Raw genomic sequence first — 20,564 nt, 5'->3', positions numbered from 1 at the left:
TCTTTCGGCGATCGCTCGGCTGCCGGTGCCGTTGATATGGCTACCGCGCTCGCCCGCCTCTCGTCTGATGTCCGGCCACACCCGGGTCTTCCGGACGATCCTGCGCTGCCACGTCCGCCGGTCATCGCCGCATGGGGCATGGGACTCGATAGCACGGCGATGATCATCGAATGGATCGCGCGCGGCCGACCCCTGGACCTCGTGCTGACGGCCGACACCGGCAGCGAGCGTCCGGAAACCTATGACTATCTCCCGATATTTCAGCGCTGGATGGATGCCCGCGGCATAGCGCACGAGATCGTCCGCTATGCCCCGAAGCGCTTCAAGCATTGGCCGCCCTATTTCTCCCTGCTCGAAAACTGCCTCACCAACGCGACCCTGCCCTCGATCAGCTTCGGGCGTCACAGTTGCAGTCAGAAATGGAAGATCCAGCCACAGGATAAATGGGTCGAGAGCTGGGATCCCGCGAAGCAGGCGTGGGCACGCGGCGGCAAGGTGATCAAGCTCATTGGCTACGATGCATCGCCGGCGGACAGCCGCCGGTATGCGCACCGCGAGGGGCATGTCGACCCGCGCTATGACTATTGTTACCCCTTACGCGACTGGGGTTGGGACCGGCATCGATGCGCGGCTCGCATCAAGGCCGAAGGCCTTCCCGTTCCCGTCAAGTCGAGCTGCTTCTTCTGCGCCGCGATGAAGCCGCACGAGGTTCAGACCTTGCCCGCTTGGTGTCTGCGCCTGATCGTCCTGATGGAAGCGCGCGCGGCCCCCCGCCTGATCAATGTCGAAGGCCTGTGGCGGCGGTCCACCCGTGCGCGGCCCGGTACGATGACCGAGTTCATCCGGGACCGCGGCCTGTTGCCGCCCCGCGAGATTGCCGCGATCGTGAACGGCGCACCCGTCGCCCTCGTCGAATTCCAGGCAGTCGCGGCGCAGATCCCGATCGAAGAGCGACCGCCGCTCCGCGAATGGATCGACCGGTTCAACGCCGGTGTCACGCGGCTCGCGGCGTGACCATCGAGCACCGCGGATCCGAATTCGCGGATCGAACAGCAGGAATCGGTTCGTTGAATTGCCCTCGACCAGAGCCTCCCTTCAAGGAATACGCCATGGAAACCGGACAATATCTTGTGCTCAGCACCGCCCATATTCGCTGCGCGACCGGGCAGCTGCTCACCGCTTGGGCAGACTATCCGCCGCACAGGCGGCCGCTGTGCGTCGCGCCAACGCAATATGGCTGGTTCCTCCATACGATGACGCTACCGCCCGAAGCGCAGCGCTGTCTCCCCAAGGAACTGCCCGCGATCCTGGCGCTCGGCCGCGACAACGGCTGTGATTATGTGCTGCTCGACAGCGACGGACCGACCGAGGACTTGCTACCGACGTTCCCTTGGTAGGTCCCTGTAAGTGTCTGGATGAGATAGTTCGGTGTCGGACTGCCGATTACTTGCCCTTTGTTCCCGGTGGAATGCCTGCTATTGGTAAAGTTAGATAGCTTGGCATTCGAAGGGTGAACGCATGGACGATTCCGAAACGCTCGTAACGCTGACCGCCGATATCGTGGCTGCTCATGTCAGCAACAACAGCGTCGCGATATCCGACATTCCCCTCGTCATTCGGTCCGTCCATGAAGCCCTCGCCGGTCTTGGCGTGACCGAGCCCCCCGAAGTCAAACAGGAGCCCGCCGTCTCGATCCGCGCCTCCGTGAAGCCCGATTACATCGTGTGCCTTGAAGACGGCAAGAAGCTCAAGATGCTCCGCCGCCACCTGATGACGGCCTATAACATGACCCCCGACGAGTATCGCGCGAAGTGGGACCTTCCCAAGGACTATCCGATGGTCGCGCCCAATTATGCCGAGACCCGCCGCACTCTCGCCAAGGCCATTGGCCTCGGAACCAAGGGTCGGGGCGGCGGCGGCAAGGCCCCGCGTGGCCGCGCCAAGGCAAAATAGCCCGGTCTTATCCTCCGGAAGGTCCCGCCCTTAGATCGTCCGCGCTTTGGGCACGCCTCAATGAAATTGGTCTTGACGTTGGCCGCCGCTCTGTGGGCGGTCCGGCGACCTTCACGCGCAACACCGCGACCGCGCCGTCACCGGACCGCGAGCTACCGCTCGCTCTGACCCCTCGCATCGCGGAATGACACTACCGGCGGCGTTAGCGGCCGCCGCCTCTCTTATCTTGAGACTGCCGTCCGACCGATCGCAGGCGCGCCGCATTGGCAGCGCGCCTGCGGCGCGTTCGAGACTCTGTCCCCTGGAATAGCCTGGCACCGGACTGTTGTGCTTGATCCGCAGATGGTTGGATGTCGCTGCGGGGCGGCTGTCCGCTGCCGCGGGCACCGCCGCTCTATCTCCGCGGCGCTGCGCGCCGCTCCGACCGAGCTCCGGCTGCGCCGGATCTCGGCCCTGAAGGGTAACGATTGGCTGCCGAAAGGGAAATGCGCGGGGGCCGGGTGGAGCTAGGCCGGTCGGCCGCGCCGACGGGATGGCGGGGGACTGACCTCGCACGCATCGGCCGAGACTTCGAGATCGATCGCGAGCTGGCGCAGCGCCCGCGCGGCCCCGAGCCGCTGGAGCCCGTCACCATGCGCCGCGGAACTGCCGCGATCCGCGCGCGACCGCGCGAGCCGCGCAACCGTCCTCATCGTCTCGGCATCCATGCGACCTGCATAGCGCATCCGCGCGCCTGAAGCGAGCGGGTGCGTGAGGGCGCGAGGGCGGGTGCGACCGCAGGCCGCGGCGCCGGACGGCGGCGGCGGGACAGAGAAGAGAGGGGGACCTTGGCGGGTGTCGCTTCGGGATTGGCCGGAGCGATGAACGTCAAAGGAAAGTCCCATGAATATTGGTGAATTCAGCAATCGGAACGGCCGTCTGATGGGGTCGATCGCGACCCGCACCATCGATCTGCCGCGTCTCGGCCTTCGTCCGGTCGAGAGCGATCACGAGCGGGCCCCGGCCTATGAGATCGTCGCGCTCAACGTCGGCAATCGCTGGGTCCAACTCGGCGCTCTCTGGGAAGCCGTCGCCAAAAATACCACCGGCGAAGTCTTCCTTCAGGGCTCGATCGACGACCCGAGCCTCCCGGAACCGCTCCCGATCGCGCTCTTCGGGTCCGAGCAGGATGGCTACCGCGTCGCGTGGCGGCGCCCGCAGCGCCGCGACGACTTCGGTCCCGCGATCCGCTCGTCGCGCCGCGACTATGGCGACGGTGAGCAGGGCGGCGGGTTCGGCGAGAGCACCGCAGGCACCGACGGCGCGCTGATGGATAATGGCGCGGGCGCCGGCGCCGACGTCGATGATGAGGTCCCGTTCTGACGGTCAGGCTTGACGGGCCGGGGGCTTCGGTTCCCGGCCCATTTTTCTCATCCAGCTTGGGAGGCCGTCATGGCCCAGATTCGTCTCATCGAATGCGGCGCCGTCATCGCCGCTGTCTTCGACATCGTCGCCGGAACCGCGCTCGAACCGCTCGCGCCCGTCCTCGCATGGGAGGTCGTCAACGGGCTGCGCCCGCTGGACGGCATCGCTGCCAGCCCGGCGCCGCGGAAGCCTGCGGGCGCAACGCTCCACTGATCCTCGTGCGGCCGGGCGGCGCAGCCGCTCCGGCCGATTTTCATTTTTGCTGACTGGAGGCCCATCATGACCAACGCCAACCCCGCGTCCGTCGACCGCTTCGCCGACCTGAAACAGCTATACGCCGAGGCCATCGCCACGCCTGAATTTCAGGCCGCCTTCGGCGACCCAATCCCGCTCTCGATCGTCTCCGCCGGGGACGAGCCGAGCGATCTCGACATGCCCGAGCCTTTCGCCGCGCAGGCCGAATGCGGCGGCGTGATCGCCGCGATCTTCGACCTCTTCACCGACACGCGCCTCGAAGCGTTCGCTCCGGACATCGCATGGGGCTTCGTCAATTCATTCCATTTCACGGCCGGAAAGCTTGCGCGCCGCGAAGATTCAATTGCGCAGGAACTCGGTGATCTCGCGCGCACGCCGGACCTCAGCGAAGTCTATGCGACGAGCCTGGAGGAGAAGCAGCTCCTCTGCCGCTCGCTCGCGGAACAGCGCGACGCCATCGAATGCATGCGCGATTATGCCGCCGAAATGTATCGCGCGCTCACCGGCTGGCCATGGTCGCCGGCGAAGGGAACCCGGGCGTCGTCCGTCTCGATGGCGAGCCAGATCGCGGCGCAAGATTTTCTGCGCGAGCGGGCGCTCGCCGCGCGCGAACGGACCCTCCCGCAAGGCCCGATCGTCGTCTTCTCGGGTCCCGCCGTCTGGGCCGACTGGGAACCGCTGTGGGCGCGGCTCGACCAGATCAAGGCCCGCGTGCCGCATATGACGCTAGTGACGACCGGCCAGCGCAAGGGCGCCGACGCGATCGCCGCCGCATGGGCGGCGCGTCCCGAGAACAGCGTGCCACTCGTTGCCTATGGCCTTTATGGCTCGGGGCGGAAAACCGCCTTCAACCGCAACCGCAAGCTCGCCGAGCTGAAGCCAGTCGAGGCTTTGCTCTGCGAGGGGTCGGGGCTTCAGGCCAATCTTTACCAGCTCCTCCGCAAGGCCGGGGTGCCGATTCATGCCTTCAAGAAGCCGGATGACGTTTCGCGCCCGGCGGCACAGCGGGGCCCCGGCCTCCGCCTGACGGCGTGACGGCGATGGCGATTCCTGAGGCTTATCGGCGGAACTTCGCGACGCTCCGCCGTGCGGCGGAAAAAGGCGACCTCGCCCTGATGGAATGTACCGATGCGGCGTCGGGCGAGCCCCGTTATGTCATCTGCGCGGTGGGGCGCGAGGGTTCGAGCTATGTCATGACGCCGTTCGGACATTTGCATGACGGCAATCCGTTCGAGGCCTATATGCCGCCGACCGGAGAAGCCTTCGAACGACGTTAAGAAAATGAGCGGTCGCCTTTCTTGCGAGGCGGCCGCCTTCCTCGTTCATTCGGTCAGCAGCGCCAGCCGCCGTAGCGCTGCGGCAAGTGTCGCGCGATGGGCGGTGACCTCCAGCGCCGGGGGCATGCCGGTCGCGTGGAGCGAGACTTTGGAGCCGACTTTCGCTGGCTCGATCGTGAGGGTCAACGTCATCATGCCGGAATAAGCCGCGTCGGCGTTCGTGTAGCGAATCGCTTCGACCACACGCTCGTCGGGTAGGAACTCGGTGAATGTGCCGGTGATGATTTCGATTGCGGCTTCAGGCCCGTCGATCTCCGCCCGATCGGAATAGAGGAGATTTAGGCAGAAACGCCCACCGGGCTGCGGTTCAAGCACCGAATAGGTGCCCGTCGCGCCATCGGGCACCCGCCAACTCTTCATCTTCTCGGCGTCAAAATAGGTACGGAACAACTGCCGCGGCGTGGCGAGGATCATCCGCGATGCGCTGTCCACCCGTTCGGTCTGCTCACACGCGTCCAACTATCTTCATCCTCTCTCGCTTCCCCTTCGAAGGGCTGACCAGCACCGTTGCGGCGCACCTCCCGGTCTGGCGGAGACCTTCCGCAAATAATCGCGTTTGATGCAACCATTTGCGAATCGGGGGCATCGAGCCCCCGCTTCGCAAGCCTCTTCTTCTCTCTCAACTCTTTTTAGTGTGGCACGGGGGCAGCGCCGGCCTCAAGGACGACGGGGCCCCACCATTTTCTTCGGCGCGGCGGGCGCGGCGTAGCCCATCGGGTGCCGGTGGCCGCCAAAGAAAATCGTGACCCCCATCGCCGCTGCGCGGTCGGGCTGCGCCCGATCCTTGACCCCGTCGCTCAGAGCCCGTGCAGGGAAGGAGACCTCTTTTTCAAGGAGGTTCTCATGACGAAGCATACACAAACCACTCGCACCGACCAAGAAATCGCTGACCTCATCGCCGCGGAAACCGTGTCGCCCGCCTTCGAAAACGCCTTCACCGAAACCACGGGCGGCTTCCGGATGGGCTATGCCGACGAGCCGACCGACGCCGACATGCCGCTCCCCCACGCGGCGGAGCTCGCTACGGAAATGGCGGTCCGCACCTTCTTCGATCTGTTCCGCGACACCCGCCTCGAAGGGATCGCCGACCGCATTGCTTGGGGCATCGTCCACAGCTTCCACAAGGTCGCGGACCAGCTCGATGCCGAAGCCGACAAGGCCGCGCTGAAGGTCAAGGATCTCGTCCGCGACGCCGACGGCAGCGAGATCCTGACCGCCGAGCTGGAGGAGGCGCAGACCTTCTGCCATTCTCTCGACGAGGCGCGCGACGCGGTGGCCTGCATGCGCGACTATGCCGCCCAGACCTTCGCCGCCGAAACCGGACGCCCATGGGCGGCACCCCGGGGGTCGCTGGTGTCGAGCAAGCGCACCGCCGCGGTGGTGGCGGCGACCGATTTCCTCGCCGCGCGGCGTCAGCGCCGGATCGACGCCCACGCCCCGCAGGGGCCCGTGGTGATCTTCTCGGGCGGGCAGCAATGGGAAGATCACGCCCTGCTGACCGAGCGGCTCGACCAGATCAAGGTGCGCATCCCGGCGATGGTGCTGGCGACGACCGCGCAGTCCAAGGGGTGCGATGCCATTGCCGCTGCATGGGCGGCCCGGACCGCAACACCGCTCGTCGCTTTCACCCTCAGCAGCAAGTTCGGGCAACGCGCGGGGTTTATGCGCAATGAGCAACTGCTCGGACTGAACCCGGTGGAAGCCCTGGTCTGCGAAGGCTCGGGGCTTCAGTCACATCTCGCCCGGCTGGTCCGCGCGAAGGGCGTGCCCGCGCATTTCTTCCGCCTTATCGACCAGCGTCTCGCCGCCTGATCGGGCGGCGCAAAGGGACGGTCCGGAGTGCCGGGCCGTCCCTTTTCTTTTTGGTGTAAGGGAAGGTCGCCCGCGCTCGTGGACCCCTGGCGGGGTCCGTCGCGCGGGCGATGCGATGGCGATGCCATCGGCCTCCTGCGCGCGGCTTCGCCGTGCTCGTCGCAGGGGCATCCCTTCGGGATAGCGTTACTTGGCGGGACGTATCGGCAGGGATTTGAGTGCCCCCACCGCCGCTTCGCCGCCGGACCGGATAGCAAGGCCTACAAGCTCTCGAAATTCGCGTTCGGTCAGTTCCTCGACGGCAAGCTCGCCGATGATCGACGCATAGCGGCCGCGCAGGGCGCGGCGGGCATTCTCCACGTCCTCGGCGACCTTGCGCTGACGCGCTTCGAGATCGGCGAGGCGTTCACGTTCACTCTTCTTGGGCATAACCATCATCCTTCAAATGGTCTGCCCGCCAGCTTCCAATTCTATCCGAAGGAATGCGCCATGATCAAACGTCAATTATCCTGGCCGGCGTGCCGCCGGCAGATGAAGAAATCCCCCCCGGCGGGGGGAACCCCCGCGCCTTCCGGCACGAGGTGTCGCAGCGACACGTCGCTGCGGTGGGCGGACGCACGCCGTTGGCGTTTGTAATGCACCCTACGCACGGGTGCTGCGGCGCCAAACCTCCCAGCAAATCAATAGCCTAACCCTAAAGTCGAACGCTGGCGCAGGCGGCGTCATTTGGCCGCCGTGGCAGCCCGATGCGGCAGCAGTTGGCTGCCATCCGCGCCAAGGTCCTGATAATCCTTGGCATCTTTGGGCAGCCGTGGCTGCCACGCTAAGCTATTGGAAAAGCGGCAGGTCTCGGATATAACAGTGGGGCTACGCGTCCTCACTTGCCGAAGCTCCAGACCAGGAGCTTGCCATGGCAAGACTGACTATTCGTCTCCCCGATGAACTATACGACCGGCTCGCGGCCGATGCCGATGCGGCGGGCGTCCCCATCGCGGCCTTCGTTCGCGATGCCCTCGATCAGCTGAACGGCGCCGACCCCTTCGGCTTCCATGCCCGATTCGACGAACTCCACTCGACCGTCATCCAGGTGCTTGCGATCCTCGCGTCCGACGTCGGCGCGCGCGCGCCCAAATCGCTCGCCAAGGGGATGGAGGACACGCGGCGGCTGCTCCTCGACCGGGGGCTGATTGGCGCAGGCGACCTTCCCACTCTGGGGGGAGAGGCATCGTCATGAGCATCTTCCGTAACGACACGCTCGGCAGCTGGACGCGCGGAGGGCAGGCCATCGTTCACAATGTCCGGATGACCACCCAGGTCTTCTTCCAGACGACGCTCGCCGGCCTTAGCATCTGGGTCATCGGCGCGATCTGGTACGCGTTCGAAAAGTCGGATGCCTATCAGCGCTTCGTCCTTACCAAGCTCGTTGAGGCAACCTTCAAGGCCGATGCGGCCCCGGGCACGAACGACCCGGTCCTGTTCCGCACGCGCGAGGGCCGCGAATATTGGACCTCGGCTGACTGGCTGATCGACTCCGCGATCGCGAAACAGGCGCTCGAAAAGCTCGAGAGCGATCTCATCAGCGGGGCGATCCTGTCCGGCGTGTTCGCGCTTGCTGCGCTCGTCTTCGCCTGGTTCTATTTCACCCGGACGGGGAGGGGGCTCGGTTCCAATGAATATCTGCGCGGCGCCCATTTCGGGACCGCCCGTCAGGTCCGCCGCGCGCTCCGCGGGGAGGAGAAGGGCAGCTACGCGATCGGCGGCATCAACGTCCCCCATGCCTTCGAAACCGAGCATGTCCTGATCTGCGGCGCACCCGGAACGGGGAAGACGAACATGATCGTCAAGATGCTCGAAGGCATCCGCGCCAAGGGCAAGCGCGCGATCGTCTATGACACCGCCGGAACCTTCGTCGAGAAATTCTACCGGGAAGGGAAAGACATCCTGCTCAATCCCCTCGACGAGCGGTCGGCCATCTGGTCGCCCTGGGTCGATGTCCCGCACGATTATCATTATGACCAGATCGCGGAATCGACGATCCCCGACAAACATGGCGATCCTTTCTGGTCGAAGGCCGCGCGCGGTACGCTCGTCGCCGTGCTGCGCAAGCTCGCGGTGCAGGGACGCACTTATGTGTCGATCCTTCTCCATACCATCGTCCGCTCGCCGCTGAAGGATCTGTCCGCCTTCGCCGCGGGAACCGATGCGGCGGCATTCATCTCGATGGAAGGCGAACGCACGTCGGCGGGCGTCCAGGCCGAGCTCGCGTCGGTGATGCGCAGCTTCGCCTATCTCGATGATACCGACGACGGGCTTTCGATCCGCGACTGGGTCGCGACCGAGGGGGACGACAGCTGGCTCTTCGTTACCGTGAAGGCCGATCAGCTTCCTTCGCTCCGGCCCCTGATTACGGTGTGGCTCGATATCGCGATCAGCGCGATCATGAGCCTGAAACCCGATCAGCAGCGCCGCCTCTATTGCGTGATCGACGAGCTTCCCTCGCTCCAGAAACTGCCGTCGCTCTCCGACTTCCTTGCACGCGCCCGAAAATATGGCGGCTGCGGCATCCTCGGGTTCCAGTCCTATCCGCAGCTCGAGGCGACCTATGGCATTCAGGATGCTGCGGCGATTACCGGCTATTGCTCGACCTGGGTCGCACTTCGAGCCAACGACACCCCCACTGCCAAGCATGTCAGCGAGAATTTGGGGCAGGTCGAGCAGGTCGAGGCGAACGAAGGGATGAGCTACGGAGTCAACGACATGCGTGACGGGGTAAACCTCTCGCGCATCCAGGTGACAAGACCTCTTGTGATGCACACCGAGGTCACCAACCTGCCGAACCTGTCGGGCTATCTGCGGTTCGGTCGCGACCTGCCCGTCGTTCGGTTCGCGGATAAATATAATGACCTGTCATCTGTCGGCGAGGCCTTCACCGAGCGCCGTCGTCCCCCGCATCGTATCGTTCCGCCGCCCGCGCCGCAGCCGCCCTCGGGTTCGGTAGAGGCTGCCCCGTCATCGGCGAATCCGGCGAGGAACGGTGCGCCAGCACGCAAACGGTCGGGGAAGCGCGGATCGGATGCCAATGCGCCCGAGCTGAAGCTCGATCTCCCGACCGGCGCGTCCGAACCCGCGCGTGAAGACACGAATGGGGAGGCGCCAACCGACCGGGACGCGGCTGCAGATGGTTCGCCCGATAACCCGGCCACGCCGCTCGAAATCATCGCTCCGCACTGGGACCGCACCCTGCGACAGCATGGGCGTCCGGGTGGTCGTCGCCGTCCGGCGAAACCGGCATGATCCATCCGCGGCGCCTCGGAGGCAAGCCCGGCAATATCGCCCGCTATTATACGATCGGCGATTATTACACCAAGGGCGGGAACGAACCCTCGGAGTGGGGCGGGAAAATTGCGGCCGGGCTCGGGCTTTCGGGCCCGGTCGACCGCAAGGCGTTCGAGGCGTTGCTCGCCGGCAAGGTCGAGGAGCAGCAACTCGGGCGCATCCGCCACGGCGAGGTTCAGCATCATCCGGGGTGGGATTTTGCGGTCAACGCCCCGAAATCGGTGTCGATCATGGCGCTGGTGACGGGCGATGAACGGATCGTCGCCGCGCATGAGCGGGCAGTCGGCACCGCCATCGGCTGGATCGAAGAGCATGCCGAGCTTCGCCGACGTATGGACGGCAATATCCGGCATGAAACGACAGGCCAGCTGCTCTATGCGCGCTTCACTGAACATGCCTCGCGCGAACTCGACCCGCATCTCCATACCCACGTCGTGATCTTCAACATGACTCGGCATGCCGGCGACGAGCAGGTGGTGAGCCTCGAAACCCGCGGCATGTTCGCCGAGCAGATGACCACGGGGCAGATCTATCGCAACGAACTCGCGCACGACCTGCGCGAGCTTGGCTACGAGATCGAGTTCGACCCGCGAAGGGGACTGTTCGAAATCCGCGATGTTCCAAAGGATCTTATATACGCGATGTCGCGCCGCGCCGAGCAGATCGATGCGCATGCGAAGGAGCATGGTCTCCAGGGGCAGGCCGAACGATCGATTTCCTTCTTCGCGACCCGGCGCGCTAAGCAGAAAGTCGATCTCGACACGCTCCATGGCCAGTGGGCGGAGCGCTCGAAAACTCATGCTCCGAAGCTGGACGCCGTCCGCGCGGCCGCCGATGCACGCGGGGAGAGCCGGCTGGATGCCGACCCCGCCACGGCGCGCCGTGCCGCCCTATTCGGGCTGCGACAGTCGGAAACGCGCGAAGCCGTCAATAATCTCGGCCGACTCATCCGCACCGGGCTCGCCTCGCATGTTGGCGACGTCAGGCTCCGTGACGTCCGCCCGCTGTTCGAGGAACATGAAGCGCGGCTCAAGCTGCTGAAGACGAGGGAGCCGACCGGCGACCAGATTCTCACGCGCGGCAGGACCTCGCGCCGCGCCGCGCGGCTAGAGATCGCGCTATCGACGCATATTTCGCTGAGCCTTGGCGACGGGTTTCCGCTGGCATTGCCGGAACAGATCGACACGTCGCTGCGCGGCAGCATTCTCAATGATGACCAGCGAAAGGTGCTCGGCGAGATCGCGATATCCAGTGACCGCGTCATGGGTGTTCACGGCGTCGCCGGCTCGGGCAAATCGACTCTCATCAAGGAATTGAAGGCTGCGGCTGATCCCGGCTGGACTTTCATCGGTCTGGCGCCGACCTCATCGGCGACGGCGAAGCTGGGTCACGACGCAGGCATCGACTCCCGTACTGTCGCCGCGCTGCTGGGCGGCGGAGGGCATGATATCACCGACCGTCATGTCCTGGTCGTCGACGAGGCGGGCCAGCTCGGGAGCCGGCAAGCGCAGCGGATCTTGCAGATCAGCCACGATAGCGGGGCGCGCGTCCTGTTCCTCGGCGACAACGAGCAGACCGGAGCGATCGAGCAGGGCAAACCCTTCTGGCTGATGCAGAAGCTCGGGCTCCCGACGGTCGAGCTCACCGAGGCGGTCCGGCAGCAAACCCGCGCGATGAAGACCGCGGTCGCGACCGCGCGCAGCGGGGATTATGCCGCGTCGCTGCAATCGCTCGACAAGATCATCAGCGGGGAGGGAGCCGACAAGCTCGCGGCCAACCTCGTCGCGGAATGGACGCGGCTCAAACCCGAGAACCGCGACAAGACCAATATCCTCGTTCTCGACAACGCGACCAGGCTGATCGTCAACACGCAGATCCGCGAAGTGTTGAAGCGGGAAGGGGCCGTCGCGGCCGAAGACGCACGGATCGATATTCTCGCTCCGTCGGGCATGACCGACCAGGAGAAGCATTTTGCCCGCTTTTACTCGGGCGGCCAGGTAGTGACGTTCGCGCGCGACAACGCGGGACTCGGGATCGCCGCCGGGGCAGAGTATCGCGTCAGTGGCCTCGCGCGGGATGCGCGCGGCCGCCAGCTCGTGCGTCTTGTAGACGAAAAGGGCCGGACCATCCTCTGGAATCCCCGTCTTGGCCGCGCGTCGCAGGTCAATGTGTTCGTCGAGGACGAGCGAGATATTGCCGCGGGCGATCGCATTCAGTGGCGGCTGGCGACCAAGGAACTCGACCTAAAAAATGCCGAGCGCGGGACGATCGAGTGTCTCGACGGGACCGTCGCGACCATTCGCTGGGACCGGAGCGCCGAGCCGCAGAAGATCGATCTCGCCGTTCATCGGACTTGGGACCATGGCTATGCCGAGACGGTCTATTCAGCGCAGTCGAAGACCTATGACCGAGTCTATGTCCTTGCCCCGGTCGGATCGGGCCTCGTCAATGGCCAGAATTACTACACCGCCATCACGCGCGCTCGCTATGGCGTGAAACTCTGGACCGAAGATCTCGAGCGCCTTGTGCAAAAGCTCGAGCGGTATTCCGGCGAAAAGACGTCCTCGCTTGAAGGCCTCGGGCGGCTCTGGCGAGATAGCCATCGCATCCGCGGCGCCCGGCTCGCTGAAAGTCTCGACCGGGCGCGAAAGCAGATGCTGAGCACGCGTGCGGATCGCGCCGAGCGAAGGGCCGAGCGGGAGCGGGAATGGAACGAGATTCTGCGCCCGCCATCGCTTGCAGAAATGCTCGCGGGCCGCGCGAGAGACGGCATGTCGAAGCTCGATGCCTATCTGAACGGCATTCTCGCCGGCTCGACGAAGGACCAGCGCGCGCAGGCACCGACCGCTCCCGAGCCCGCCGAACATCCGCATTCCCGACAGCAAGGACATGATCGATGAACATATTCCGATTTCCACGGACAGCCGAAGCCGTCAGGTCGCCTATCCGGGTCCGCGCTTCGCAAGGTTTGCGGGCCGGGGTGGCGGCGGCCATCTTCACCTTCTCGTTCGGCTTCTCGCTGCCGGCGATGGCTCGCGCGCCAGTCGCGACGGCCAATGCTGAGATCGCGCGCTGCATTCGCAGCGCAGCCCATGGTAAGCCGTGGCTCGAACGTACGCTTTGGGGTTTGCGCGATCAGGAAGGCGGCTGGATCGGCGCCGCTGTCGTCAACAGCAATGGCACTCATGATCTCGGGCCGCTGCAAATCAACAGTTCGTGGGTACCCAAAATTGCGGCGCTTGTCCGGCGATCCGAAACCCATGTCCGGCATTGGCTCCAGAACGATGCCTGTTTCAATGCCGAGGCGGCGCGCTGGATTTTTCTCTCGGGACTGGCGCTCACGGGTGACTATTGGAAAGCGATCGGCGTTTATCATAGTCCTACCGCTTGGCGGCAGGCGCGTTATGCGACGAGCGTCGCAGCGCATCTCCAAAAGAGATTTGGGAAGACGATATTCTGATCACAACCGAAGCTCCGCACGGGGCCGCGCCGGACTCATGAAAACCATGGCCCGCATAACGGGTCGGCAAGGCGGCGCTGGGCGGCCTTGACCAGGCGCTGCACGCGCGACCGGTACGGTGAGCTTTCTTTGCGCCACCGCTCCGGCGCGACAGCGGAACCGAAGAAGGCCTGAGCGATCTCTTGCTGGGCCGCTCCCGCGGCGATCGCGTCCGCTGTTCGCAGTTCCAATATCCACCGCGGCGCCCGGGTCTCGCGCGGCTTAAGGGACGTAGGCAATTCGCCGCCGGTCGCCAGTGCGACGAGTTGCTGCAGCGCGGAGATTTTCGGTCCCGTGTCCACTAGACCTCCGATCTGATAATCCAGAAACAGCGGGCCACCGAGTAGCGTCCCGTCGTGGAGATCGAGCCTGATCACCCAATGCCCGTCTGAGAGGAGCCAGTGTTCCGCATTGGTTTCGTCGACGGCGACCGACACATAGTCCGCAAGGTCTCGGATATCGAGGAGGTTGGATTCAGACGCGGGTTGATGGTCAGCCGCCTTACTACGGAGCACCCTGGGATCAAGCGCCGGCGTCCATATTGGTCGAGCATATGGCGTCGCAAGATCCGGGTCCTCGAGTCTCATCAGCCCGAAGTCAGAGGGGACAATCTCACCAACTTCCCGATCCCGCCATGCCGCGCGATAGGGCGCGCTGCGCCTGAGCCATTCCCATGCGAAACTGCGCCGATCGGCAAACAGCAACGGGGCATATTCGCTGGCCAGAAGCCAATCCGGCACTTGAGGTGCCGGTCCGGGATCGCCGTCCAGCCCCTTCACTCTGACAGTTCGTGATTTGGCTTTAGCGACCCCATGCAATTTGGATAGGCACGCCCGCCCGAGTTGTCAGCCGAATGCGTTCCGAAACAAGACGGTGCAAGGCAGCGAAGCGCCCCCCCCCCACCGCGCGAAATATCTATGCTTGGCGCGCCGGCCCGACACCCCCCTTCTTGCTATAGCGCGCTGCGATTTTCCGGTTCAATTGGAATGCCTTTCTTCGCCAAGGGAGGCAGTCCATGCTCAAGATGATCGACCGCTCCAATCGGACGCGCGAGCATGTTGCGCTCCGCTCGATGTTCGAGGCGCGCAAGCGCTACTTCGTCGATGAGCTGGGCTGGAATTTGCCCGTCCTGGCCGGTCTCTACGAAGTCGACCAGTTCGATGATGGGCACGCAACCTACCTGATCGTTGTCGATCAAGACGATCAGCATCTAGCCTCAGCGCGCCTGCTCCACACTATCAGGCCGTCTCCGATCGAGTCCGCTTGTCCGCATCTTGTCGAAGGGATTGTTCCGAAGGGGCGCGACCTCTGGGAGATAACCCGAATTTGTTCGTCATTCCCGGAGGGCAGCGAACGAAACCGTGAAGTTCGCGAAATGTTGCTGTTCGGTCTGGCGAAGTTCGCCGTCGAAGCCGGGGTTCAAACTTACACGATCATCGCGCACCCCGAACACACATCATGGATTGCCAATTTCGGCTGGAAGTGCAGGCGGCTCGGCTCAACACAAGATCATGGCGGACGGGCATTTACAGTGCTCGGGATCGAAATTGATCCCGCGACCCGCGCGAACTTTATAGCGAGCGGGTCTCGCCTCTTCCGACCGGAACCGTGCGCGGCGGCCCATGTGGCGTGCATTTCGTCAGCCAATCATCGACAACATGGGGCGGCGTTCAAGAGGGCGCTGTCTCGAAATATAACCGATTCCGGTTACAGTTCTCCTTGAAAGAACAGATAGATTTATCACTATATTGTCGCGCTTTCTTTAAAAGCGCGTGACCGGGTTCCGGTGCGAATGTTCAGGCTTTGGCTAAAGGCTCCGGTACGCGATCCCAACGCGCGTTTCCAATAGCTCGGTCACATTTTTGTTGTTGGTTTAGTGACAACTTTATTTTTCGGCCTAACCAGCGTGGCGCCACGCGCAGATCATATTCTCGCGCGCGGAATTGTGCCGGACGTTTCGGCACGAAGGAGGGTGTCGCAGAATCGACTGGGGCCGTCAGGAGCGAGAGTATCCGAACTGCCTTCACCGCATTAGCCGATGGAAATGGGGACATCCCATTCATTGGAGTGTCATGGAACCGGCAAATTCGACCGACATCGGCGTCTCTTGGCTTTTCCGCTGCCGAAGCTTGAGTGTGCTGGTAAGACGAAGGCAACGCACATCTGTCCTAACCTTCAAGCGGGAGCCGCGCCCCATTGCAACGCGGCTGCGCTTCATCGCGCATCTTGTCCCACACCGTATAGCGATCGGCAACAGGCGAGGTCGAATCCCGCTTGCCGAGGAGCCAATAGTCGAACCAGGCGATATTCTCCTGCATGGCGCCGAGACGGTTCGAAGGGATATGGAAGATATGTGTTTCGTCCGACGCGGCATCCTCGCCCGGATAGAGGCTGAGCTCCGCGGGGACGCTGGCCTTCCGAAGCGCGGTGTGAAAATCGATCGACGGAACAAGGGGGGCCGCAACTTGTTGCAGTACAGCTGCGCAAACCTTTTCGGCGCGAAGCGATGGCGACAGCTGGCGATAATGGACCAACGCCGCCAGATCGGTGGGGGGGCCTCCGAAAACCGCATCATAAGAACCGGCAACGTCAGGGTAGAAGGCCGGTTCGAGATAGCCGCCGTCACCGCTCGACGCGGCGCGAAACAGAGTCGAGTTGGTGATGGTGACATTTACCATTTGGGAGCCTCTACTGTACCCAGCGATTCCGACCCGCTCGCGATCGATGACACCAGCATTGACAAGTTCCATGACCGCGTCTTCATAGCTCGCCACCCCATTGAGCCAAATCATCCGGCGCATCGTCTCGGGGGCGACCGACTTCGTTTCGTTTATCCAGGCTTGGCGCGCGGACCAGACTTCCGCATTTTCACGCGCGCTGTAATCGTTAATGAGCAACACTACGTAGCCCCGCTCGGCGAATAGTTGGGCCGGATATTCCCACTGATTCTCGCGATTGGCGAAGCGCTGGTCGGCATCAGTTCCGTGCGTGATGACGATCGCGGGGTAGTGTCGGTCTTCATCATAGCCGCGAGGCCAGACGATGTAACCCGTCGCCTTGTAGCCATGACGGTTGGTCCACGTGCGCGGTTCGATCTGCAAAGGGGCGAGCTGCTCGTGCTTCGGCGATACCGAAGCGATGCGTCTGATCTGTCCAGACGCGACGTTGATTTCGACGACTGTCGGAGGTTGCGTCTGGCTCTGGGCGATGCACGCGCCCCTGCCCAGCGATGGCGTGAAGTCGCAATTATTGAGACTGAGCGCGCCACCGATCCTGCGTATTTTCTTTGCATCGAGCACCGCGAGGCCGAAGCGTGGATTTTCGATCGTCCGGATGCCCACGATCGTTCGCTTGCCGTCCGCAGAACGGAATCTGCTCACAGCGCGGCCATCAAGAGCAAAAGCGACGCGGCCATAGCTGTGCGTTTCGCCTCCCGCCACGGTCTCGACTAGTTCACGGCGCTCTCCAAAGCCTTCTGACGATAGCTGCCCACCGTGCGGGCCGAACGCTTCGGCGCTGTCGGCAGACGACCCGACGGCCCGGGTGTCCTTGTCCTTAAAGGACCATGCCAATGTCATCACGTGCGATCGGTCCGCGGCGTCAACTTCGGTCACGTCGAAGAGGACAGCACCGGGTTTCCACCGGACGAAACTTCGGGCGAAAAATGTAGAGAGATCACTTTGCGGGCGTGTAGCGATGAGCGAATCCTGTCCATTCGATCGCAAGTAGATCGACGCGGTCGCTGTCCCAGGCGCGCGCCGTCGCGCACGCTCAATGACGACCTGCTCACCATGACGAACCTTGGAGGAACGCGGTGCCGCATCGAGCACGACATAAAACAGCCGTTTTCCATCGGGCGACCAGTCATGCGCCCTCACGCCTGTCGCGAGCGGCGCATGACCATATCCCGGATAAATCGCCCCTTCCGCATCCCCGAAGATTGCCGTCGCGGGATGCACCACAAGGGGCGCAATCGTGCCGTCCGCCGTAAGGCGGTAGAGCTGCACGCCATCACCTTTGTCAATCAGGGCACTCCACGCATCCTCGCCGGGGATGCGGCGGAGCTGGTCGATCCATCGGACACGCAGCATGTCGCGCGTCGCGCCACTCTTGAGTTCGACGCGCCGCAACACGGCAACCACGCGATCGTTTCTCATGTCTGCAACGCGCACGACATACAGCGCGGTGCGACCGTCGGCGGACAGAGAAAGCGCACGAACTTCGGGAATGCTGAGCAGATCCTGCAATGTCCAGTGGCGGAGAGGCTCTGCTACGACGGGGGTTGCTATTGCCAGCGCGGCCGCCAAGGTGCCGGTGACGGACTTCGCCATCATCATCACCACTCTTGCCGCAGCGTTAAGCCGACAAATCGGCCCACTGCCGAGTAATTAGTCGTATCGAACGGCGTGTCGAACGGCGATGCAGTGCTGATGGGTGTCGGCTTCGCATCAAATAAATTGAGAGCTGCGAGTGATATGTCAAATCTGCGGCCGATCCGGACACGCACTGTGAGGTCAACCGTCGAATAGGACGGAATACGCACGGTCACGATCTGGCGGTCGTCGTCGAGACCGCTCATATGATTGACGAAGGCGGAAAAGCTGTAGCGATCGCCGCCATAGGTCAGTCCGGCCCGTCCACGGAAATGCGGCGGGTGGAAGATGGTGGCTGCGAGTCGCGTCCAAGGAGCCCCAGAAATGAGCTGCTGGCGGCTTCTGAGGAAACTACCGGCCGCCGAAAGCGAGAGCTCCCGGTCGCCGCTGATGGCAGTGCGATAGCGGACCGACAAGTCGAGGCCCGAATAGCGTTGGCGCGCGATATTGCGGGTGCGTGAGTCGATAAAGGCGACGACGTTCGCGGGATCATAGGGGAGTCCGCTACTGTTTTCGAGACCCAGCACCGATCCATTGAATATCACCGCCAGATCGGCCGGGTCCGGGTTGAGCGTCACCAGGCCAGCGTAAAGCGGATTGTCGAGCACTCCTACGAGCGAGGCGGTGGGAGCCGCGACGCGGTCGCTATAGTCGATTTGGTACCACGCTGCCGTGAGTTCGAGGCCGCGCGTCGGCGTCAGCTGCGCGCTGAGCGTCAGATTCTCGGAACGCTCGGGGCCAAGGCGACTGTCGGGACCGGAGGCGATGAGAACAGTCGCGTTGGCCGGATAGCCGGTGCCATAACGCGCGGCGCGCGCTAGCACCGAATAATAGCCGCCATATTGCTGATAGAGCGTCGGCATTTTGAATGAGCGCCCCCACGAGGCCCCTAGGCGCAAGATGGCTACCGGCTCCCAGATGATGCCGAGCTTCGGGGTCACGATGCTCGCCGCATCTGAATAATCCTCGAAGCGCAACGCACCGGTCAGCGCCAATCGGTGCAAGCCGTCAGTCGCTTGCGCGGGAGAGGCGAGCGGTACGAGCAACTCACCATATGCGAAAAGATTATCCCGGCGCCGGTCTATGTCATTGAAGGGCAAGATCCCAAAGAAGTCCTGCCGCCGGACGCCTGCCCCGAATGCGACGCTGAGCGCACCGGCCGGAAGCTCAGTCAAGGAACCTTCCATGCCTGCTTCGAGAGCTAGGTTCCGATTGAAAAAATGCTTGTCGTTATGGCGCGCCAGCGCACCGCCGACATAAATATCGGCGTATCCACCAGTGCGATCGGTGCCGAAGAATCCACTCGCTTTGAACCGCCAATCTCCCCCGAGTTCGGCCGTGAGGCTCGGCGCGATGCCGAATATCTCCGAGCTACTGAAATTGTCGATGCCATTCACGTTGGGCGCGAGCACCAGATCATAGCCGGTGACCGAGTGAATCCGGCTTTTCTTGTAGAGTAGGTCAGCCGCGAGTGTGATGTCGGGGCCGAGGGCTTGGTGCCCGCTCACTAGGACCGAGTGCCTCCAAGTGCGGGGAAAAAGCGTCGTCTCGGGGTTGTTGGCGGTCGCATAGCTTCGATCGCCGGCGTGGACTGCCGATGCCTGGCTGTAGTCATAAGCAGCCAGCAAGCTGCCCGAAGACCAGGTCTTGCCACCAAGCAGCCCATATTGCTGCTGCGTGTTTCCGCCCTCGGTCGATGCCCCGACGCGGGCCATCGCCGACACGCCATCATAATCGCGCTTGAGCAAGATATTGACAACGCCCGCGACCGCGTCAGCACCATAGATCGCTGAAGCCCCATCGGGGACGATCTCGATCCGTTCGACCGCCGCGACCGGGATCGCGCTCACATCGAGCACCGACGAGACGCCGGTGTATGCGAAGCGGTTGCCGTTAAGCAGCGTTAAGGTGGCATTCGACCCGATGCCGCGCAAATTGAATGTCGAGGCGCCATTGACGTTGGCATTTTCATTGGGCGCGCCCTGAGTGTTGCCGATGCCCGGATTTTGCCCACCTCCGAAGCTCTGCGGCAGACTGCGCGCGACCTCGCCGAGATCGGATTGACCCGCGTTCCGTATGTCTTCGCTAGAAATTTGGATCACTGGGGCCGATGGCGGCCCGCCTTCGATTCGAGTGCCCGTCACAATGATCGGGTCGTTCTCTTCCAATGCGCGCTGATCGGTTGGGCGGCCCTCGAATGACGTCGAGCTTTCCCCGGCAGAATCGAGTAGTTCAGTTGGTCCTGCCGCAATAACGGCAAATGTTGCAGGTCCAGTTCTGCGGGCGATCAAACCGGTGCGGTCAAGGAGTTGTTGCAAGGCCTTCTCGACCGTCATCGTCCCTCGAACCGCATTCGTCCGCTTGCCCTTCGTGACTCTTCGTGAGGCCGCAATCTGGACATCTGCCTGGCGCCCGAGCGTCGAAATGCCGGTGGCGGCCGGTTGTGCGGCGATGTCGAAGGTCTTCGTCTGTGCAGCAGCGGGCGATGCCGCTGCCACGCATCCAGCCGCAACTGAGGCCATCAAAACATGTTGTGCCGATCCCCTGAATATCACGAAACTCTCCCCTCGATTGATTTGCTGTCGAACGAAAGAG

19 protein-coding genes are annotated in these 20,564 nt (G+C 63.4%); 13 read left to right on the top strand and 6 right to left on the bottom strand.

The features are described 5' to 3' along the window. Positions 1-138 precede the first annotated feature (138 nt). The 3 genes from CD928_RS05285 to CD928_RS05275 all read left to right on the top strand — a co-directional run bounded on the left by CD928_RS05285 (position 139) and on the right by CD928_RS05275 (position 1,953). Positions 139-1,014 carry a hypothetical protein gene (locus tag CD928_RS05285; protein ID WP_232014689.1) on the top strand — a complete coding sequence of 292 codons (876 nt, stop codon included), beginning with the start codon at positions 139-141 and terminating at the stop codon, positions 1,012-1,014. Positions 1,015-1,109: 95 nt separating this feature from the next. Beyond that, positions 1,110-1,397, top strand: coding sequence for a hypothetical protein (locus CD928_RS05280; protein ID WP_062900438.1), 288 nt, complete (start codon positions 1,110-1,112; stop codon positions 1,395-1,397). 121 nt (positions 1,398-1,518) lie between these two features. Continuing rightward, positions 1,519-1,953, top strand: a complete 435-nt coding sequence (locus CD928_RS05275; RefSeq protein ID WP_062900437.1) for a MucR family transcriptional regulator — start codon at positions 1,519-1,521, stop codon at positions 1,951-1,953. A 506-nt stretch (positions 1,954-2,459) separates the two neighbouring features. On the opposite strand, the gene CD928_RS05270 is transcribed toward CD928_RS05275, so the two are convergent. After that, a complete protein-coding gene (locus tag CD928_RS05270) occupies positions 2,460-2,678 on the bottom strand; it encodes a hypothetical protein (RefSeq protein WP_232014688.1) in 219 nt (72 codons plus the stop codon). Between the two features lie 157 nt (positions 2,679-2,835). On the opposite strand from CD928_RS05270, the gene CD928_RS05265 reads away from it, so the two are divergent. From CD928_RS05265 to CD928_RS05250, 4 genes are all read left to right on the top strand, one after another. Further along, on the top strand, positions 2,836-3,315 hold the full coding sequence (locus tag CD928_RS05265; protein ID WP_062900435.1) for a DUF736 domain-containing protein: 480 nt from the start codon (positions 2,836-2,838) through the stop codon (positions 3,313-3,315). Between the two features lie 69 nt (positions 3,316-3,384). Then, a complete protein-coding gene (locus CD928_RS05260) occupies positions 3,385-3,570 on the top strand; it encodes a hypothetical protein (protein ID WP_062900434.1) in 186 nt (61 codons plus the stop codon). 66 nt (positions 3,571-3,636) lie between these two features. Then, a complete protein-coding gene (locus tag CD928_RS05255; RefSeq protein ID WP_062900433.1) occupies positions 3,637-4,647 on the top strand; it encodes an SLOG family protein in 1,011 nt (336 codons plus the stop codon). Positions 4,648-4,652: 5 nt separating this feature from the next. After that, on the top strand, positions 4,653-4,889 hold the full coding sequence (locus CD928_RS05250; RefSeq protein WP_062900432.1) for a DUF6117 family protein: 237 nt from the start codon (positions 4,653-4,655) through the stop codon (positions 4,887-4,889). Positions 4,890-4,934: 45 nt separating this feature from the next. Here the strand turns inward: CD928_RS05250 and CD928_RS05245 are convergent, their stop codons facing one another. Beyond that, positions 4,935-5,408: an SRPBCC domain-containing protein gene (locus CD928_RS05245; protein ID WP_137867548.1), complete on the bottom strand. Its 474-nt coding sequence runs from the start codon at positions 5,406-5,408 to the stop codon at positions 4,935-4,937. Between the two features lie 384 nt (positions 5,409-5,792). On the opposite strand from CD928_RS05245, the gene CD928_RS05240 reads away from it, so the two are divergent. Continuing rightward, entirely contained in the window at positions 5,793-6,761 is a 969-nt protein-coding gene (locus CD928_RS05240; protein ID WP_062900430.1) for an SLOG family protein, read from the top strand. 186 nt (positions 6,762-6,947) lie between these two features. Here CD928_RS05240 and CD928_RS05235 read toward each other — a convergent pair whose 3' ends face one another. Next, positions 6,948-7,190: a hypothetical protein gene (locus tag CD928_RS05235; RefSeq protein WP_062902938.1), complete on the bottom strand. Its 243-nt coding sequence runs from the start codon at positions 7,188-7,190 to the stop codon at positions 6,948-6,950. A gap of 481 nt (positions 7,191-7,671) precedes the next feature. Here CD928_RS05235 and CD928_RS05230 point away from each other — a divergent pair, with 481 nt between their 5' ends. From CD928_RS05230 to CD928_RS05215, 4 genes are read left to right on the top strand one after another with little or no spacing between them, the layout of a single operon-like run. Beyond that, positions 7,672-7,995, top strand: coding sequence for a ribbon-helix-helix protein, CopG family (locus CD928_RS05230; protein ID WP_095385845.1), 324 nt, complete (start codon positions 7,672-7,674; stop codon positions 7,993-7,995). Next, complete coding sequence (locus CD928_RS05225; RefSeq protein ID WP_095385842.1) at positions 7,992-10,055, top strand: type IV secretion system DNA-binding domain-containing protein; 2,064 nt, start codon at positions 7,992-7,994, stop codon at positions 10,053-10,055. The genes CD928_RS05230 and CD928_RS05225 overlap by 4 nt, the downstream gene beginning before the upstream one ends. After that, positions 10,052-12,997, top strand: a complete 2,946-nt coding sequence (gene mobF / locus CD928_RS05220; RefSeq protein WP_095385840.1) for a MobF family relaxase — start codon at positions 10,052-10,054, stop codon at positions 12,995-12,997. The genes CD928_RS05225 and mobF overlap by 4 nt, the downstream gene beginning before the upstream one ends. Continuing rightward, entirely contained in the window at positions 12,994-13,557 is a 564-nt protein-coding gene (locus CD928_RS05215) for a lytic transglycosylase domain-containing protein (protein WP_369679300.1), read from the top strand. Before mobF ends, CD928_RS05215 begins: the two co-directional genes overlap by 4 nt. Positions 13,558-13,592: 35 nt before the next feature. Here CD928_RS05215 and CD928_RS05210 read toward each other — a convergent pair whose 3' ends face one another. Next, positions 13,593-14,375 carry a DUF2285 domain-containing protein gene (locus tag CD928_RS05210; RefSeq protein ID WP_141237092.1) on the bottom strand — a complete coding sequence of 261 codons (783 nt, stop codon included), beginning with the start codon at positions 14,373-14,375 and terminating at the stop codon, positions 13,593-13,595. A 236-nt stretch (positions 14,376-14,611) separates the two neighbouring features. On the opposite strand from CD928_RS05210, the gene CD928_RS05205 reads away from it, so the two are divergent. Continuing rightward, on the top strand, positions 14,612-15,319 hold the full coding sequence (locus CD928_RS05205; RefSeq protein ID WP_095385834.1) for an acyl-homoserine-lactone synthase: 708 nt from the start codon (positions 14,612-14,614) through the stop codon (positions 15,317-15,319). Between the two features lie 445 nt (positions 15,320-15,764). Here the strand turns inward: CD928_RS05205 and CD928_RS05200 are convergent, their stop codons facing one another. Then, a complete protein-coding gene (locus CD928_RS05200) occupies positions 15,765-17,933 on the bottom strand; it encodes a prolyl oligopeptidase family serine peptidase (protein WP_095385831.1) in 2,169 nt (722 codons plus the stop codon). Further along, positions 17,933-20,467, bottom strand: coding sequence for a TonB-dependent receptor (locus CD928_RS05195; protein ID WP_176473461.1), 2,535 nt, complete (start codon positions 20,465-20,467; stop codon positions 17,933-17,935). Before CD928_RS05195 ends, CD928_RS05200 begins: the two co-directional genes overlap by 1 nt. Positions 20,468-20,564: the final 97 nt, after the last annotated feature.

Origin of the sequence: Sphingopyxis sp. GW247-27LB (assembly GCF_002277025.1) — a bacterium.
Taxonomy (GTDB): Bacteria; Pseudomonadota; Alphaproteobacteria; order Sphingomonadales; family Sphingomonadaceae; genus Sphingopyxis.
The sequence above is the reverse complement of the archived record's forward strand: the minus strand, read 5'-3'. Positions and strand labels throughout refer to the sequence as shown.

Bases quoted from the DNA above. Each gene is read 5' to 3' on its own strand.
- CD928_RS05285 (WP_232014689.1), top strand. From the start codon at position 139: ATGGGACTCGATAGCACGGCGATGATCATCGAATGGATCGCGCGCGGC.
- CD928_RS05280 (WP_062900438.1), top strand. From the start codon at position 1,110: ATGGAAACCGGACAATATCTTGTGCTCAGCACCGCCCATATTCGCTGC.
- CD928_RS05275 (WP_062900437.1), top strand. From the start codon at position 1,519: ATGGACGATTCCGAAACGCTCGTAACGCTGACCGCCGATATCGTGGCT.
- CD928_RS05270 (WP_232014688.1), bottom strand. From the start codon at position 2,678: ATGCGCTATGCAGGTCGCATGGATGCCGAGACGATGAGGACGGTTGCG.
- CD928_RS05265 (WP_062900435.1), top strand. From the start codon at position 2,836: ATGAATATTGGTGAATTCAGCAATCGGAACGGCCGTCTGATGGGGTCG.
- CD928_RS05260 (WP_062900434.1), top strand. From the start codon at position 3,385: ATGGCCCAGATTCGTCTCATCGAATGCGGCGCCGTCATCGCCGCTGTC.
- CD928_RS05255 (WP_062900433.1), top strand. From the start codon at position 3,637: ATGACCAACGCCAACCCCGCGTCCGTCGACCGCTTCGCCGACCTGAAA.
- CD928_RS05250 (WP_062900432.1), top strand. From the start codon at position 4,653: ATGGCGATTCCTGAGGCTTATCGGCGGAACTTCGCGACGCTCCGCCGT.
- CD928_RS05240 (WP_062900430.1), top strand. From the start codon at position 5,793: ATGACGAAGCATACACAAACCACTCGCACCGACCAAGAAATCGCTGAC.
- CD928_RS05235 (WP_062902938.1), bottom strand. From the start codon at position 7,190: ATGCCCAAGAAGAGTGAACGTGAACGCCTCGCCGATCTCGAAGCGCGT.
- CD928_RS05230 (WP_095385845.1), top strand. From the start codon at position 7,672: ATGGCAAGACTGACTATTCGTCTCCCCGATGAACTATACGACCGGCTC.
- CD928_RS05225 (WP_095385842.1), top strand. From the start codon at position 7,992: ATGAGCATCTTCCGTAACGACACGCTCGGCAGCTGGACGCGCGGAGGG.
- mobF (WP_095385840.1), top strand. From the start codon at position 10,052: ATGATCCATCCGCGGCGCCTCGGAGGCAAGCCCGGCAATATCGCCCGC.
- CD928_RS05215 (WP_369679300.1), top strand. From the start codon at position 12,994: ATGAACATATTCCGATTTCCACGGACAGCCGAAGCCGTCAGGTCGCCT.
- CD928_RS05205 (WP_095385834.1), top strand. From the start codon at position 14,612: ATGCTCAAGATGATCGACCGCTCCAATCGGACGCGCGAGCATGTTGCG.
- CD928_RS05200 (WP_095385831.1), bottom strand. From the start codon at position 17,933: ATGATGATGGCGAAGTCCGTCACCGGCACCTTGGCGGCCGCGCTGGCA.